The 13,949-nt window shown below is 56.8% G+C and carries 11 protein-coding genes, 2 tRNA genes and 1 pseudogene; 9 read left to right on the forward strand and 5 right to left on the reverse strand.

Annotation, left to right across the window (positions count from 1 at the left end; translation table 11 throughout):
• Window positions 1-70 precede the first annotated feature (70 nt).
• The 4 genes from CRO87_RS18110 to CRO87_RS18125 all read left to right on the forward strand — a co-directional run bounded on the left by CRO87_RS18110 (window position 71) and on the right by CRO87_RS18125 (window position 4,245).
• Window positions 71-1,525, forward strand: a complete 1,455-nt coding sequence (locus tag CRO87_RS18110; RefSeq protein ID WP_097164335.1) for an AMP nucleosidase — start codon at window positions 71-73, stop codon at window positions 1,523-1,525.
• 17 nt (window positions 1,526-1,542) lie between these two features.
• A complete protein-coding gene (locus CRO87_RS18115) occupies window positions 1,543-3,309 on the forward strand; it encodes an aminopeptidase P family protein (RefSeq protein ID WP_097164322.1) in 1,767 nt (588 codons plus the stop codon).
• Window positions 3,310-3,585: 276 nt separating this feature from the next.
• Window positions 3,586-3,939, forward strand: a complete 354-nt coding sequence (locus CRO87_RS18120) for a type II toxin-antitoxin system RelE/ParE family toxin (protein ID WP_097164323.1) — start codon at window positions 3,586-3,588, stop codon at window positions 3,937-3,939.
• Window positions 3,940-3,942: 3 nt separating this feature from the next.
• Window positions 3,943-4,245 (forward strand): helix-turn-helix domain-containing protein, encoded by a 303-nt coding sequence (locus tag CRO87_RS18125; protein WP_097164324.1) that lies wholly within the window; start codon window positions 3,943-3,945, stop codon window positions 4,243-4,245.
• Window positions 4,246-4,293: 48 nt separating this feature from the next.
• Here CRO87_RS18125 and CRO87_RS18130 read toward each other — a convergent pair.
• The 3 genes from CRO87_RS18130 to CRO87_RS18140 all read right to left on the reverse strand — a co-directional run bounded on the left by CRO87_RS18130 (window position 4,294) and on the right by CRO87_RS18140 (window position 7,697).
• Window positions 4,294-4,369, reverse strand: a tRNA-Asn gene (locus tag CRO87_RS18130).
• A gap of 103 nt (window positions 4,370-4,472) precedes the next feature.
• Window positions 4,473-5,861: an APC family permease gene (locus CRO87_RS18135; protein WP_097164325.1), complete on the reverse strand. Its 1,389-nt coding sequence runs from the start codon at window positions 5,859-5,861 to the stop codon at window positions 4,473-4,475.
• Between the two features lie 417 nt (window positions 5,862-6,278).
• Complete coding sequence (locus tag CRO87_RS18140) at window positions 6,279-7,697, reverse strand: glutamine synthetase family protein (RefSeq protein ID WP_097164326.1); 1,419 nt, start codon at window positions 7,695-7,697, stop codon at window positions 6,279-6,281.
• A 212-nt stretch (window positions 7,698-7,909) separates the two neighbouring features.
• Here CRO87_RS18140 and puuD point away from each other — a divergent pair, with 212 nt between their 5' ends.
• From puuD to CRO87_RS18160, 4 genes are all read left to right on the forward strand, one after another.
• A complete protein-coding gene (gene puuD, locus CRO87_RS18145) occupies window positions 7,910-8,674 on the forward strand; it encodes a gamma-glutamyl-gamma-aminobutyrate hydrolase (RefSeq protein WP_097164336.1) in 765 nt (254 codons plus the stop codon).
• Between the two features lie 25 nt (window positions 8,675-8,699).
• Window positions 8,700-9,257: an HTH-type transcriptional regulator PuuR gene (gene puuR, locus CRO87_RS18150; RefSeq protein ID WP_097164327.1), complete on the forward strand. Its 558-nt coding sequence runs from the start codon at window positions 8,700-8,702 to the stop codon at window positions 9,255-9,257.
• A gap of 132 nt (window positions 9,258-9,389) precedes the next feature.
• The gene (puuC, locus tag CRO87_RS18155; RefSeq protein ID WP_097164328.1) at window positions 9,390-10,877 is read left to right on the forward strand and encodes an aldehyde dehydrogenase PuuC; all 1,488 of its coding nucleotides are present in this window, start codon (window positions 9,390-9,392) and stop codon (window positions 10,875-10,877) included.
• 2 nt (window positions 10,878-10,879) lie between these two features.
• Window positions 10,880-12,160, forward strand: a complete 1,281-nt coding sequence (locus CRO87_RS18160) for an FAD-binding oxidoreductase (RefSeq protein WP_097164329.1) — start codon at window positions 10,880-10,882, stop codon at window positions 12,158-12,160.
• A 55-nt stretch (window positions 12,161-12,215) separates the two neighbouring features.
• Here CRO87_RS18160 and CRO87_RS18165 read toward each other — a convergent pair whose 3' ends face one another.
• Together CRO87_RS18165 and CRO87_RS22965 are read right to left on the reverse strand one after the other, a co-directional pair.
• Window positions 12,216-13,640 (reverse strand): EmmdR/YeeO family multidrug/toxin efflux MATE transporter, encoded by a 1,425-nt coding sequence (locus tag CRO87_RS18165; protein ID WP_097164330.1) that lies wholly within the window; start codon window positions 13,638-13,640, stop codon window positions 12,216-12,218.
• A pseudogene (locus CRO87_RS22965) lies at window positions 13,552-13,764 on the reverse strand (DUF5951 family protein); the annotation flags it as partial. The gene CRO87_RS18165 and the pseudogene CRO87_RS22965, both read right to left, overlap by 89 nt.
• A gap of 69 nt (window positions 13,765-13,833) precedes the next feature.
• On the opposite strand from CRO87_RS22965, the gene CRO87_RS18170 reads away from it, so the two are divergent.
• Window positions 13,834-13,909, forward strand: a tRNA-Asn gene (locus tag CRO87_RS18170).
• Window positions 13,910-13,949: the final 40 nt, after the last annotated feature.

The raw sequence follows: 13,949 nt of genomic DNA on the forward strand, positions 1-13,949 counted from the left end.
CAGGCTTTTGTTTCACATTCCTGTGACATACTATCGGGTAACCTTGCCGAGAAGAGACAGGATGCGAATGATGAATAAGAAGGCTACCGGCCTGACGCCGGAACAAGCGCTGGAGCAGCTCGATGCGCTTTACAATCAATCCGTCGCCGCCCTGCGTGAAGCGATTGGTCGCTATATTAATGAGGGCGTGCTGCCCACGCCTGAAGCCCGACTGAAAGGGCTTTTCGTTTACCCTTCCCTCTCCGTCTCCTGGGACGGCGAAGCGCACAGCGCGCTGAAGACCCGCGCCTGGGGCCGCTTTACCCATGCGGGCTGCTACTCCACGACCATTACCCAGCCGACGTTGTTCCGTCCTTATCTGCTGGAACAGCTCACCTCGCTGTATCAGGATTACGGTGCAAACATCACCGTTGAACTGTCGCAGCATGAAATTCCTTATCCGTACGTGATTGACGGCTCCACGCTGACGCTGGACCGCTCGATGAGCGCCGGGCTGACGCGCCACTTCCCGACCACCGATCTGGCCCAGATTGGCGATGAAACCGCAGATGGCCTGTTCCACCCGACCGAGCTCTATCCGCTGTCGCACTTCGACGCGCGCCGCGTGGATTTCTCGCTTGCTCGCCTGCGCCACTACACCGGCACGCCGGTCGAACACTTCCAGCCTTTCGTGCTGTTCACCAACTACACCCGCTACGTGGATGAATTTGTGCGCTGGGGTTGCAGCCAGATTCTGGATCCGGATAGCCCGTACGTTGCGCTTTCCTGCGCGGGCGGCGTGTGGATCACCGCCGATACCGAAGCACCGGAAACCGCCATTTCCGATCTGGCGTGGAAAAAACACCAGATGCCCGCCTGGCACTTAATCACCAAAGACGGCCAGGGGATTACGTTGGTTAACATCGGCGTTGGCCCGGCTAACGCCAAAACTATCTGCGACCATCTGGCCGTGCTGCGCCCGGATGTGTGGCTGATGATTGGCCACTGCGGCGGCCTGCGTGAAAGCCAGACAATTGGCGACTACGTGCTGGCTCATGCGTATCTGCGTGACGACCACGTGCTGGATGCTGTTCTGCCGCCGGACATTCCTATCCCAAGCATCGCCGAAGTGCAGCGCGCGCTGTACGACGCTACCAAGGAAGTGAGCGGCATGCCTGGCGAAGAAGTCAAACACCGCCTGCGCACCGGCACCGTTGTCACCACCGACGACCGCAACTGGGAGCTGCGCTATTCCGCCTCGGCCCTGCGCTTCAACCTCAGCCGCGCCGTGGCCATCGACATGGAAAGCGCCACCATCGCCGCCCAGGGCTACCGCTTCCGCGTGCCCTATGGCACGTTGCTGTGCGTGTCAGACAAGCCACTGCACGGCGAAATCAAGCTGCCGGGCCAGGCCAACCGCTTTTATGAAGGCGCAATTTCCGAGCACCTGCAGATTGGCATTCGCGCCATCGACCTGCTGCGTGCCGAAGGTGACAAGCTGCACTCCCGCAAGCTGCGCACCTTCAACGAACCGCCGTTCCGTTAATGTTCAGGATGAAAAGAATGCAAAGTACAGCCTCCCTTTCGGCGCTGCGCGACTGGCTGAAGTCGCAAAATCTTGATGGCATGATTGTCCCGCGAGCCGACGCCTGGCAGAGCGAATACGCCGCCCCGCACGATGACAAACTCGCCTGGATTTCAGGTTTTACCGGTTCGGCGGGCGCTGCGCTGGTGCTGGCGGATCGCGCATTGATTTTCGTCGATGGCCGCTATCAGGTGCAGGTTCGCAACGAAGTGGACCTTCAGGCGTGGGACGTACATCACCTGCATAACGATCCGCTGGAGAATAACCTCCCGGCAGACAGTCGCATTGGTTTCGAACCGCTGCTGATGGTCAACAGCCAGTTTGCAGCGCTGAACGCTTCTGGCGCGAAACTTGTCGCTATGTCCGAAGATCCGTTCACCGCCGTTTGGCACAATCGCCCTGCTGCGCCCTGCGGCACAATCCGCGAAATGCCGCTGAGCATCGCCGGGGAAAGCAGCGAGTCGAAACGTGCGCGTATTGCCGCGAAGCTTGATGCGAACGGTGCCGATTATCTCGCCATCACCCAGCCGGACAACATCGCCTGGCTACTGAACGTGCGCGGCGCAGATATCGCCACCAGCCCGGTGCCGCTGTCGTTTGTGCTGCTGAGCCGCACGGGCGACGTCGAGTGGTTTGTCGATGCCGCCAAAACAACAGACCTGCCGCAGGCGCTGCTTGCCAGCCTGACGCTTTCACCGATGGACCAGTTAGTGCCACGCACGCAGCACATTGCCAACGGGAAGCGCGTTCAGCTGGATGCCGACAGCGCCCCTGTCGCCCTGCGTTTTGCCGTGGAGCAACACGGGGGCGAAGTGCTGTGGAGCGCTGATCCAATCACCTTTATCAAAGCGACCAAAAATGACGTGGAGCTGGAAGGCTACCGCGACAGCCACCGTTTTGACGGCGCAGCATGGGTGAATTTCCTTGCCTGGCTGGCGCACGAGGTGCCGGCCCGTATCGCCGCAGGCAACCCGCTGACCGAGCTGGAAGCACAGGCAAAACAGTTCGCATTTCGCCAGCAGCAGGCCACCTTTATCGAGCCAAGCTTTGGCACCATTTCCGCTGCGGGCGCTAACGCGGCGATGTGCCACTATCATTCAAGCGAAGCGACCAATACCGCCATCACGGCAGACAGCTTCTACCTGAATGATTCCGGCGGCCAGTACAGCAACGGCACCTCCGACGCCACCCGTACGCAGGCCTATGGCCCGCTCGATGCACAGCGCAAGCTGCACTACACCGCCGTGCTGAAGGGCTTTCTGTCGCTGATTACGCTGCAGTTCCCGTCCGGCAGCTTCGGCCATCAGCTGGATGCGTTTGCACGTCGTGCGTTGTGGCAACTGGGTGTCGATTTCGATCACGGCACCGGCCACGGCGTGGGCCATCAGCTGCTGATCCACGAAGCACCACACCGCATCGCCAAAAAGGTCAATCCGTGGCCGCTGGCGGCAGGCAATATCATCACCATTGAGCCGGGTTACTACCTGGAAGGTCAGTACGGCATCCGCATCGAAAACCAGGTGGAAGTGGTGGATGCCATGCCGGGCTTCTGCAAGTTTGCATCGCTGACGATGATCCCGATTGATTTAAGTCAGGTGGACATCAACCTACTGAGCGAAGAGGAAAAGCAGTGGCTGGATGATTATCACCAGCAGGTTCGCGACACCCTGTCGCCGCTGGTGGACAGCGATGCCCGGCCGTGGTTGTTTGCCGCTACCGCGCCGATTCGGGTTCAGCTGGGATAGCGTAAAAAAGCCGGGTGGCGCTTCGCTTACCCGGCCTACTCTTCGGGTCAATTTCTCTCATTCGTAATGCCTTACGTAATATCCTTCAATCCAGACTCATCCCTCTTTTTGCTAAGCTTTGCGCATATTTTATGTTCCTGGCGCAACAAGCTAATTTTTCTCTGAACTCCGCTTCCCGTTTTCTTTTTTCCTGATTTCCACATCTGCGAATTATCCCCACTATCGAAATATAGGTTTACACCTATATCGCTTTTAACCTATATTTGAGGTGAACACGTGTGGGAAATCGATACAACTGAAACTTATGACAGGTGGCATGCGGAACTCGCAGACAAAGAAGAAGCTCGCGTTCTTGCCACATTGAGGTTCCTTGAGAAACAAGGACCAATGCTCGGCAGGCCCTATGCGGATACGATCAAGAGTTCACGCTTTAGCCACATGAAGGAACTAAGGATCCAGAGCCATGGCGATCCACTCCGGGTCTTCTTTGCTTTCTCGCCCGATCGCAAAGGCATTCTGCTCTGTGCAGGTAACAAATGCGGGGATGAGAAGCGGTTTTATGACGTGATGATCCCGTTGGCCGATCGGGAATATACCGAATACCTGAATAATTTATATCAATCGAGGTGAGTAATGGGCAAAACGCTGGAACAGATGTTTGCAGAAGCCAAACCTGAGGTCCTTGCCGAAGCCGAAGTTATCTACCAGGAGATCCTTCTCAACTACAACCTGTCAAAACTACGCGAGAAAATGAATAAAACGCAGGTGGAAATGGCTAACGCACTGGGCATTAAGCAGCCTACGGTTGCCGGGATGGAGAAGGAAGGAAAGGACATTAAGCTCTCTACGCTCAAGCGCTACGTAGAAGCTACGGGCTGCAAGCTGAACCTGGATATCGAGCTGCCGGACGGTTCGCATTTTGGATTCAGGCTGTAGCGATTCCACAAAAGCAAAAAGCCTGCTCGTAAGCAGGCTTCTTAAATTTGGCTCCTCTGACTGGACTCGAACCAGTGACATACGGATTAACAGTCCGCCGTTCTACCGACTGAACTACAGAGGAATCGGTTAACGGGGCGCATATTAGCGATGCGCCCCCGGCTTGTCAAAGCCTGTTTTTCACAATCTGAACCGTTTGCTGCTTTCTTCTCCAGCGTGGGTAAAAATCACTCCCAGGCCTGTTCTGCTTTCGCAGCATCGAACTGCGGCGGCGGCTTGCGGAAGCGACCCGTCAGGTAGGTCAGGTACAAAATTCCCACCGCGGCCCACACCAGACCCAGCGTCAGCGAGGTCATTTCCAGGTTGATCCACAGCACGGCGACGGTTGCAGCGCCCATCAATGGCAGGATCAAATAGTGCACCTTGTCCTTCCAGGTTTTGTTGCGCCCTTCACGACGCCAGAAGTGGTTGAACACCGACAGGTTCACGAAGGTAAACGCCACCAGCGCACCGAAGTTAATCAGGGCCGTTGCGGTCACCAGGTCGAAGAACAGCGCAGAGAGCGCTACAACGCCAACCATCAGCACGTTCAGCGCCGGGGTACGCCATTTCGGGTGCACGTAGCCGAAATATTTCTCCGGGAAGACGTTATCACGACCCATGACGTACAGCAGACGAGACACGCTGGCATGAGACGCGAGGCCAGAGGCCAGGGTGTTCACGAACGTCGTACACAGGAAGATCGACTGGAACAGCTTGCCGCCCACGTAGAGCGCAATCTCCGGCAGCGCAGCATCCGGATTCTTGAAGCGGCTGATGTCCGGGAAGAACAGCTGCATAAAGAAGGACGCCACGATAAAGATAATGCCGCCGTAGACCGCCGTCAGGAAGATGGCCTTTGGAATGGTGCGCGCCGCATCAGGCGTTTCTTCCGAAAGCGTGGTTACCGCATCAAAGCCGAGGAACGAGAAGCAGACAATCGTCGCCCCCGTGATGATCGGAATCAGATGCGCGTTCTGACTGATAAACGGCTGCAGCGTCCAGACGGTGCCCACCCCTTCGCCTTTGTGCAGACCCTGCACGACGAGGAAAATAAACACCACCATAATGGCCACCTGCACCAGCACGAACAGGGTATTGAAGTTCGCTACCAGGTTGACGCTTTTCAGGTTCGCGGCGGTCAAAATGCAGACAAAACCCACCACCCAGATCCAGGGCGCAACGCCTGGGAACAGCGCGGAGAGATAGATCTTCGCCAGCAGGACGTTAATCATCGGCAGGAACAGGTAATCGAGCAGCGATGACCAGCCAACCATAAAGCCAACATGGGGACTGATCGCCTTCTGAGCGTAGGTATAAGCAGAACCCGCCTGCGGGAACTGGCGTACCAGCTTGCCGTAGCTGATGGCGGTGAACAGCACGCCCGCCAGCGCCAGAAGATAGGAAGCCGGAACGTGGCCGTTACTGATACCGGACACGATACCAAAGGTGTCAAACACCGACATTGGCGTGAGATAGGCAAGGCCCATCACCACCACCTGCCAGAGTTTCAAAGATTTACGCAGCTGCGGTTTGCCCGCCTGCGAAGGGAGATCGAGAGATGAGTTAGTCGCCATGACGAAGCCCCCCCATGCCCGTGCTGGTTTGCGATGAAATCATTGTTGTAGCAAACCTGCTCAGCCTGGGGGGAAGTCGTGAAGTAAGGGGAGAGAACGTCGGGCAATGACCTTGCGCTGGTCCGTCGTAATCAATGCGGCAGCGGCATTCGCCTTCGCCGTGCGGGTATTTGAACATCTGCATCATCTCATTTCCTCGTCATACAATCTGTCGTTTAACTGAAGACCCGTTGTCGCCTGCGCTCCGTTACGCGACTTCGGAAAATGGCAGGTTTCCCTGCTAAAACGTCCGGCCTGGCTCCGCTCAGACCGTATGATGCTGCTTCTTTTTCTTTTCGCCCGGTGGCGCTACGCTTACCGGGCCTACAGATCCGTAGGCCGGGCAAACGCAGTACCGCCCGGCACAACGGGTACCGGTCAGGCGTTTTTCAGCATCCACTCAATTTCAGTTTCTGTGATCAAACGCTCGAACTGAATTAACTCATCGTTCTTACAGGCGTGGTAGACATGGCTGAAACGCTCACCCATCAGTTCACGCAGATGGTCGTTCTGAGTGAACTCCCACAGCGCATCGCTCTGACGGATTGGGAATGGCAGCCCTTCCTGCTCCAGACCATTGCCTTCCACTTCTTCCTGCAGCGGCAGATCGTTATCCAGACCGTGCAGAATGCCCGCGAGGATTGACGCCATCACCAGATACGGGTTGGCATCGGCACCCGCTACGCGGTACTCGACACGGTGGTTGTCACGATCGCCACAAGGGATACGCAGCGCGACGGTACGGTTGTTATGCCCCCATGAAGCCTGCGTTGGCACATACATACCTGGCTGGAAACGACGGTAGGAGTTTACGTTAGGGGCTAACAGTGCCATAGAAGCAGGCATTAAATCTATCATTCCCGCCAGGGCACGCTTCAGGATGGCGGAATCTTCGCCATCGGCGTCGGCCAGCACGTTCTCGCCTTTGCTGTTCAGCATGCTGATGTGGATGTGCATCCCGCTTCCGGCGTGCTCTTCGTACGGCTTCGCCATAAAGGTGGCGTGCATTTTGTGTTTTTCAGCCACGGTGCGCACCAGACGTTTCAGCGCCAGCGCATCGTCGCAGGCATCCAGCACGTTATCGGTGTGATGCAGGTTGATTTCGAACTGGCCCGGCGAGGCTTCCGCCACGGCGCCGTCGGCCGGGATCAGCTGTAAAACGGCCAGTTCGTCGATATCTTCCAACACGGCGGCGAAATGGTTCAGGTTATCAACGGAGTAAACCTGGCTCTGAGTGTTGCGGTTATCGGTGCCTGGCGCGCAGGGCGGCTGCAGGTAACCTTCGTTGTCACGCTGACGATCCAGTAAATAGAACTCCAGCTCTACCGCTACCACGGGGAACAGGCCGCGCTGGCGCAGCTGCTGCCAGAGTCGGTTCAGCACGTTCCGCGGCTCAACGTCAAAGGGAGCGCCATCTTCATCCAGCATGGTCAGCTGTACCTGACCGATATATTCCGGGTCCGCCGCCGACGGCGTTAAGGTGCCCAGCACCGGAATGCAGTTGCGATCCGGCTCGCCCAGCTCCTGTCCTAAGCCGCCTTCTTCTACTACGTTACCGAGAATATCCATCGCAAACACGGAGGCCGGGAAGTAGCAGCCTTTCTCTATTTTGCGCAGGCTGGAAACCGGGATGCGTTTTCCGCGGAAGCAGCCGTTCAGGTCGGTCAGCAGCACGTCAACGTACTGGGTGTTCGGGTAGCGCTCGAGGTAAGTCTTTACTTCGCGCGCAAACGCGCTACTTCGTCTCTCTTCAGAGTGCTGAACAAAATTCTCAACTTCTACGATATTGGTTTCCATGATTCACCGCCGTTGCTTTGGATGCCGGTCACTGATTCAGACCGTTAAATATAATGTCCACTTTTCGACAATGATACCAATCCAAATGTTTGTCAAATGTTAAATTGAGTTTGCAAAGAGGTTATCACGCTGCTAGATTGAGAAAATATTGAACGGAACAGAGCCATATGGAAGATTTTGGCAATAATTTAGTCCAGAATGTGAGGTCGATCATGGGCAATATATTTGACAAGCCGGTTATCGGTGTTGTGATGTGCAGAAACAGGCTTAAGGGTCACCAGACCCAGACATTGCAAGAAAAGTACCTGAATGCCGTATTGAACGCTGGCGGTTTGCCAATCGCCCTGCCGCACGCGCTGGCAGAGCCGGAATTGCTGAACGCCCTTCTCCCTAAACTTGATGGAATTTTCCTGCCAGGCAGCCCAAGCAACGTGCAGCCGCACCTCTATGGTGAAAACGGCGATGAGCCTGACGCCGATCCCGGGCGTGATGAATTGAGCATGGCGCTAATAGCCGCCGGGCTTGAAAGGCGCATTCCCATTTTCGCCATCTGCCGGGGTTTGCAGGAACTGGTTGTCGCCACAGGCGGGACTCTGTATCGTCGCCTGTGCGATCAGCCTCAGTTCCTGGAACACCGTGAAGATTCGGAACTCCCGGTGGAGCAGCAATATGCGCCATCTCATGAAGTCCAGGTTCAACAGGGAGGATTGCTTTCTACTTTAATACCGGGTTGCAACACGTTTTGGGTGAACTCATTACACGGACAAGGCGCGAAAACGCTGGGCCCGCTGCTGCGTGTGGAAGCACGCTCGCAGGATGGTCTGGTGGAAGCGGCCAGCGTCCACGATCACCCGTTCGCCCTCGGCGTGCAGTGGCATCCTGAATGGAACAGTAGCGAATACGCGCTTTCGCGTATGTTGCTGGAAGGTTTTATCACCGCCTGTCAGAACCACCTCGCTGAAAAGCAGCGACTCTGACCCCTACTGTTAAGGAAATACCGATATGAGCGATGACGGCCTGGCGCCGGGTAAACGTTTGTCAGAGATCCGCCAGCAACTGGGTCTTTCACAACGTCGTGCCGCCGAACTGTCTGGATTAACGCATAGCGCCATCAGCACCATAGAACAGGACAAAGTGAGTCCTGCTATCAGTACGCTGCAAAAGCTGCTGAAAGTCTACGGGCTGTCGCTCTCCGAGTTCTTCGCGGACCCGGAAAAACCTGACGAGCCGCAGGTGGTTATCAATCAGGACGACCTGATTGAAATGGGCAGTCAGGGTGTATCAATGAAGTTGGTTCATAACGGAAATCCGAACCGTACACTGGCAATGATCTTCGAGACGTATCAACCCGGCACGACAACCGGGGAGAGGATCAAACACCAGGGTGAGGAGATCGGCACGATACTGGAAGGTGACGTGATTCTGACCATCAACGGCCAGGACTATCACCTCGTTGCAGGGCAGAGTTATGCCATCAACACCGGCATACCGCACAGCTTCAGCAACACCTCGGCAGGCATCTGCCGCATCATCAGTGCCCATACCCCCACCACGTTCTGATTTCCTTCTGGCCTGAGTTTCTCAGGCCACCTTAAAGTCGATGCTTTTTTCGCGGGATTTATTTCCTGGGGCATTTTGCAGCCTGATTTTCTCGAAAATAGCATTTAACTGATTGAATAAGAAGGAATCACCATGAACTTTCAGCATCTGAGTTACTGGCAGGATAAGGCGAATCAGGCGCAGCCAGAGACGCGTCTGTTTATCAACGGCGAATACTGTCAGGCGCAGGACGGCAGCACCTTTGAGATTGTCGATCCGGCAGCACAGCGCACGCTGGCGCAGGTGGCTCGCGGTAAAAAAGCCGATGTGGACCATGCCGTGCGCGGCGCTCGCAACGTATTTGAAAGTGGCGAATGGTCACAGGCCTCCCCTGCCAAACGCAAAGCCGTGCTGAACAAGCTGGCGGATTTGATGGAGCAGCATCACGAGGAGCTGGCCCTGCTGGAAACGCTCGACACCGGCAAACCGATTCGCCATAGCCTGCGTGATGATATTCCCGGCGCGACCCGCGCTATCCGCTGGTACGCCGAAGCCATCGACAAAGTGTATGGCGAAGTCGCCACGACAGGCGTAAACGACCTGGCGATGATCGTGCGTGAGCCGATTGGCGTAGTGGCCGCCGTGGTGCCGTGGAACTTCCCGCTGCTGCTGGCCTGCTGGAAACTCGGCCCGGCACTTGCCGCAGGCAACAGCGTCATTCTGAAACCTTCTGAAAAATCACCTTTAACCGCCATTCGCCTGGCAGGGCTTGCGAAAGAAGCGGGCCTCCCGGACGGCGTGTTCAGCGTCATTCCGGGCTTCGGTCATGAAGCAGGTCAGGCGCTGTCTCAGCATCCTGATGTGGACGTGATCACCTTCACCGGCTCCACGCGCACAGGTAAACAACTGCTGAAAGACGCGGGCGACAGCAACATGAAGCGCGTCTGGCTGGAAGCGGGTGGCAAAAGTGCCAACATCGTTTTCGCCGACTGCCCGGATCTGGCCAGTGCCGCCGCGACAACTGCCGCAGGCATCTTCTACAACCAAGGCCAGGTGTGCATCGCCGGGACGCGGTTGCTGCTGGAAGAGAGCATCGCCGATGAGTTTATCGCCCTGTTAAAAGAGCAGGCCAAAAACTGGCTGCCGGGCAACCCGCTCGACCCGAACACCACCATGGGCACGCTGATTGACTGCGCCCATGCCGAAACCGTGCACGGATTTATTCGCGATGGCGAAACGCAGGGCACGCTGGCGCTGGATGGCCGCAACGGCAAGCATCCTGCGGCCATCGGCCCGACCATTTTTGTGGACACCACCCCGGATGCCCGCGTGGGCCGCGAAGAGATCTTCGGCCCGGTGCTGGTCGTCACCCGCTTTAGCAGTGAAGCCCAGGCGCTGGAAATCGCGAACAACAGCGACTACGGCCTCGGTGCCGCCGTGTGGACGCGCGACCTCTCCCGTGCGCACCGTATGAGCCGCCGCCTGAAAGCGGGCTCCGTCTTCGTCAATAACTACAACGATGGCGACATGACCGTGCCGTTTGGCGGCTATAAGCAGAGCGGCAACGGGCGCGACAAGTCCCTGCACGCGCTGGAAAAATTTAGCGAACTTAAAACTATCTGGATTGCCCTGGAGCCTTAATCATGACTGAACATACCACCAGCTATTACGCCGCAAGCGCGAACCAGTATGAACCGTTCCCGGAGCTGAACGAATCCTTGACCTGCGACGTGTGCGTGGTCGGCGGCGGCTACACTGGCCTCTCCGCGGCGCTGCATCTGTCTGAAATGGGTTATGACGTGGTGCTGCTGGAATCGGCTCGCATCGGCTTTGGCGCCAGCGGCCGCAACGGCGGGCAGTTGGTTAACTCCTACAGCCGCGACATCGACGTTATCGAACGCAGCTATGGCCCGGAAGCGGCAAAACAGCTCGGTGCCATGATGTTTGAAGGCGGCGAGATCATCCGTGAGCGTATCAAGCGCTATCAGATTGACTGCGACTATCGTCCGGGCGGCCTGTTCGTGGCGATGAACCACAAGCAGCTGGAAAAACTGGAAGATCAGAAAGCCAACTGGGAGCGCTACGGCAACACCCAACTGGAGCTGCTGGATGCCAACGAGCTGAAGCGTGAAGTGAACAGCGACCGCTACGTCGGCGCGCTGCTTGACCACAGCGGCGGTCATATTCATCCGCTGAACCTGGCGATTGGCGAAGCGAATGCTATCCGCCTGAACGGTGGGCGCGTGTTTGAGCAGTCTCCGGTGACTAACATTCAGCACACCAGCCCGGCAGTGGTGAGTACTGCCAAAGGCCAGGTCACGGCGAAATACGTGATTGTGGCGGGGAACGCCTATCTCGGTAATAAGCTCGAGCCGGATCTGGCCAAACGCAGCATGCCGTGTGGCACGCAGGTGCTCACCACCGAGCCGCTGGGTGAGGACGTGGCCCGCTCGCTGATCCCGAAAAACTACTGCGTGGAAGACTGTAACTATCTGCTGGATTACTACCGACTGACTGCCGACAACCGTCTGCTCTACGGCGGCGGCGTGGTGTACGGCGCGCGCGACCCGGCGGATATCGAACGTCTGGTAATGCCAAACCTGCTGAAGACCTTCCCGCAGCTGAAAGGCGTGAAAATTGACTACAGTTGGACCGGCAACTTCCTGCTGACACTCTCTCGCCTGCCGCAGGTTGGCCGTCTGGAGAACAATATTTATTACAGCCAGGGCTGCAGCGGCCACGGCGTCACCTATACGCATTTGGCAGGTCGTCTGATTGCCGAACTGCTTCGCGGGGATGCCGAACGCTTCAATGCCTTTGCTAACCTGCCGCACTACCCGTTCCCGGGTGGCCGCACGTTCCGTATTCCGTTCACGGCTATGGGAGCCGCGTACTACAGTCTTCGCGATCGCCTTGGGGTGTAATGAGCTCTGGTGTTTTGCCCGACGCACAAGGGAGATCCCCCCTTGTGCGTTTTTTTTACGTCGATTTCACCCGCGGATACTTCCATAGCCAGCGCCCGCTAACCATTCGCCAGTAGAACGCCGCGCCGCGCACCGCCCAGTCGAGGAACATACCGAGCCACACGCCGACCACGCCCATGCCAAGCACAATTCCCAGCAGATAGCCGACCACCACGCGTGCGCCCCACATGCTGAACATGGAAACCCACATCGCAAACCGTGCATCGCGCGCGCCTTTCAGCCCCGCAGGTAAAACCCACGACGCCGACCAGATGGGCATAAACGCGGCGTTGAGCCACAGCAGCTCTTTCACCACTTCTTTCACATCTGCTTCATGCGTATAGAACGAAGCAAACAGCCCGGCAAAAGGCGCGGTGCCCCATGCAATTGCCGTCAGCACAATGGTCGACATCCAGAACACATGGCGAAGCTGCTTCTCCGCCTGGCCAATTTGCCCTTTGCCGAGTCGTTTACCCGTAATAATGGTGGACGCCGAACCCAGCGCGTTCCCCGGCAGGTTAATCAGCGACGCCACCGAGAAGGCAATGAAGTTCCCGGCGATAACGTCAGTGCCCATCCCCGCGACAAACATCTGCGTCAGCAATTTGCCGCTGTTAAACAGCACCGATTCAATGCTCGCTGGGATACCAATCCCCATCACTTCCCAGATGATGGCGAAGTTTAGCGGTTTGATATAGCTCTTCAGCGGAATACGCAGCGCCGGGTTAAAGCCCACGGCGAGCACGGCGACAATCGCCGCCGCGCCGATGTAGCGGGAAATAGTCAACCCCAGGCCTGCCCCGGCAAAACCAAGACCGTCCCAGGAAAAGACACCGTAAATCAGGATGCTGCTGATAATGATGTTGAGGATGTTCATCCCGCCGTTAATCAGCAGCGGAATTTTGGTATTGCCCGCTCCGCGCAGCGCGCCACTGCCAATCAGCGCAATTGCTGCCGCCGGGTAACTCAGCACCGTTAGCTCGAGGTAGGTCAGCGCCAGCTCTTTGACGTGTGCCGTGGCCGCCCCGGCCACCACTTCGATAATTTCACGCCCAAAGTAATGGATCACCGCCGCAAGAATGATCGAGAACAGGGTCATGATGACCAGCGACTGACGGGCTGCCGCCCTCGCCTGCTTCCGGTTTCGCCGCCCGAGGCTAAAGGCCACAACGACCGTGGTCCCAAGATCGATAGCGGCAAAAAACGCCATGATTACCATGTTAAAACTGTCTGCGAGGCCCACGCCCGCCATCGCATCTGCACCCAGCCAGCTCACCAGGAAGGTGCTGAGCACGCCCATCAGCAGAACGCAGGTATTTTCCAGAAAGATAGGTACGGCAAGGGGGGTGATTTCACGCCAGAACAGTACACGGTAAGTTTTGCGATTTTTGTACCAGGTGGTGCGGGTGACGGCCTGGCGAACAGCGGCAGAGACGTTCAAAGGGTGCCTTAGAGAGAAAGTTGAAACCTCGTTTTAAATAATGAGGGAGAAACGCCATTCCTGCAATGTGGATTTGCCGTAAAATTGTGGGTAAATACAACAAATTGTTGACGTAACCGCCAGTCGAGCAGAATGAGGCGCTTTGGCGTTTGACAAAAGATTTTTCGCCGCTAAGATAAGCCTCCTAACCGATTCCTCTGTAGTTCAGTCGGTAGAACGGCGGACTGTTAATCCGTATGTCACTGGTTCGAGTCCAGTCAGAGGAGCCAAATTCAAAAAAGCCTGCTTTCGAGCGGGCTTTTTGCTTTT

The sequence above is a fragment of the Enterobacter sp. CC120223-11 genome, assembly GCF_900215375.1.
In the GTDB taxonomy this organism is placed as follows: Bacteria; Pseudomonadota; Gammaproteobacteria; order Enterobacterales; family Enterobacteriaceae; genus Scandinavium.

What these genes read in the sequence shown, in the direction of transcription:
- CRO87_RS18110 (WP_097164335.1), top strand. Translation starts at nt 71, where the DNA reads ATGAATAAGAAGGCTACCGGCCTGACGCCGGAACAAGCGCTGGAGCAG.
- CRO87_RS18115 (WP_097164322.1), top strand. Translation starts at nt 1,543, where the DNA reads ATGCAAAGTACAGCCTCCCTTTCGGCGCTGCGCGACTGGCTGAAGTCG.
- CRO87_RS18125 (WP_097164324.1), top strand. Translation starts at nt 3,943, where the DNA reads ATGGGCAAAACGCTGGAACAGATGTTTGCAGAAGCCAAACCTGAGGTC.
- CRO87_RS18135 (WP_097164325.1), bottom strand. Translation starts at nt 5,861, where the DNA reads ATGGCGACTAACTCATCTCTCGATCTCCCTTCGCAGGCGGGCAAACCG.
- CRO87_RS18140 (WP_097164326.1), bottom strand. Translation starts at nt 7,697, where the DNA reads ATGGAAACCAATATCGTAGAAGTTGAGAATTTTGTTCAGCACTCTGAA.
- puuD (WP_097164336.1), top strand. Translation starts at nt 7,910, where the DNA reads ATGGGCAATATATTTGACAAGCCGGTTATCGGTGTTGTGATGTGCAGA.
- puuR (WP_097164327.1), top strand. Translation starts at nt 8,700, where the DNA reads ATGAGCGATGACGGCCTGGCGCCGGGTAAACGTTTGTCAGAGATCCGC.
- puuC (WP_097164328.1), top strand. Translation starts at nt 9,390, where the DNA reads ATGAACTTTCAGCATCTGAGTTACTGGCAGGATAAGGCGAATCAGGCG.
- CRO87_RS18160 (WP_097164329.1), top strand. Translation starts at nt 10,880, where the DNA reads ATGACTGAACATACCACCAGCTATTACGCCGCAAGCGCGAACCAGTAT.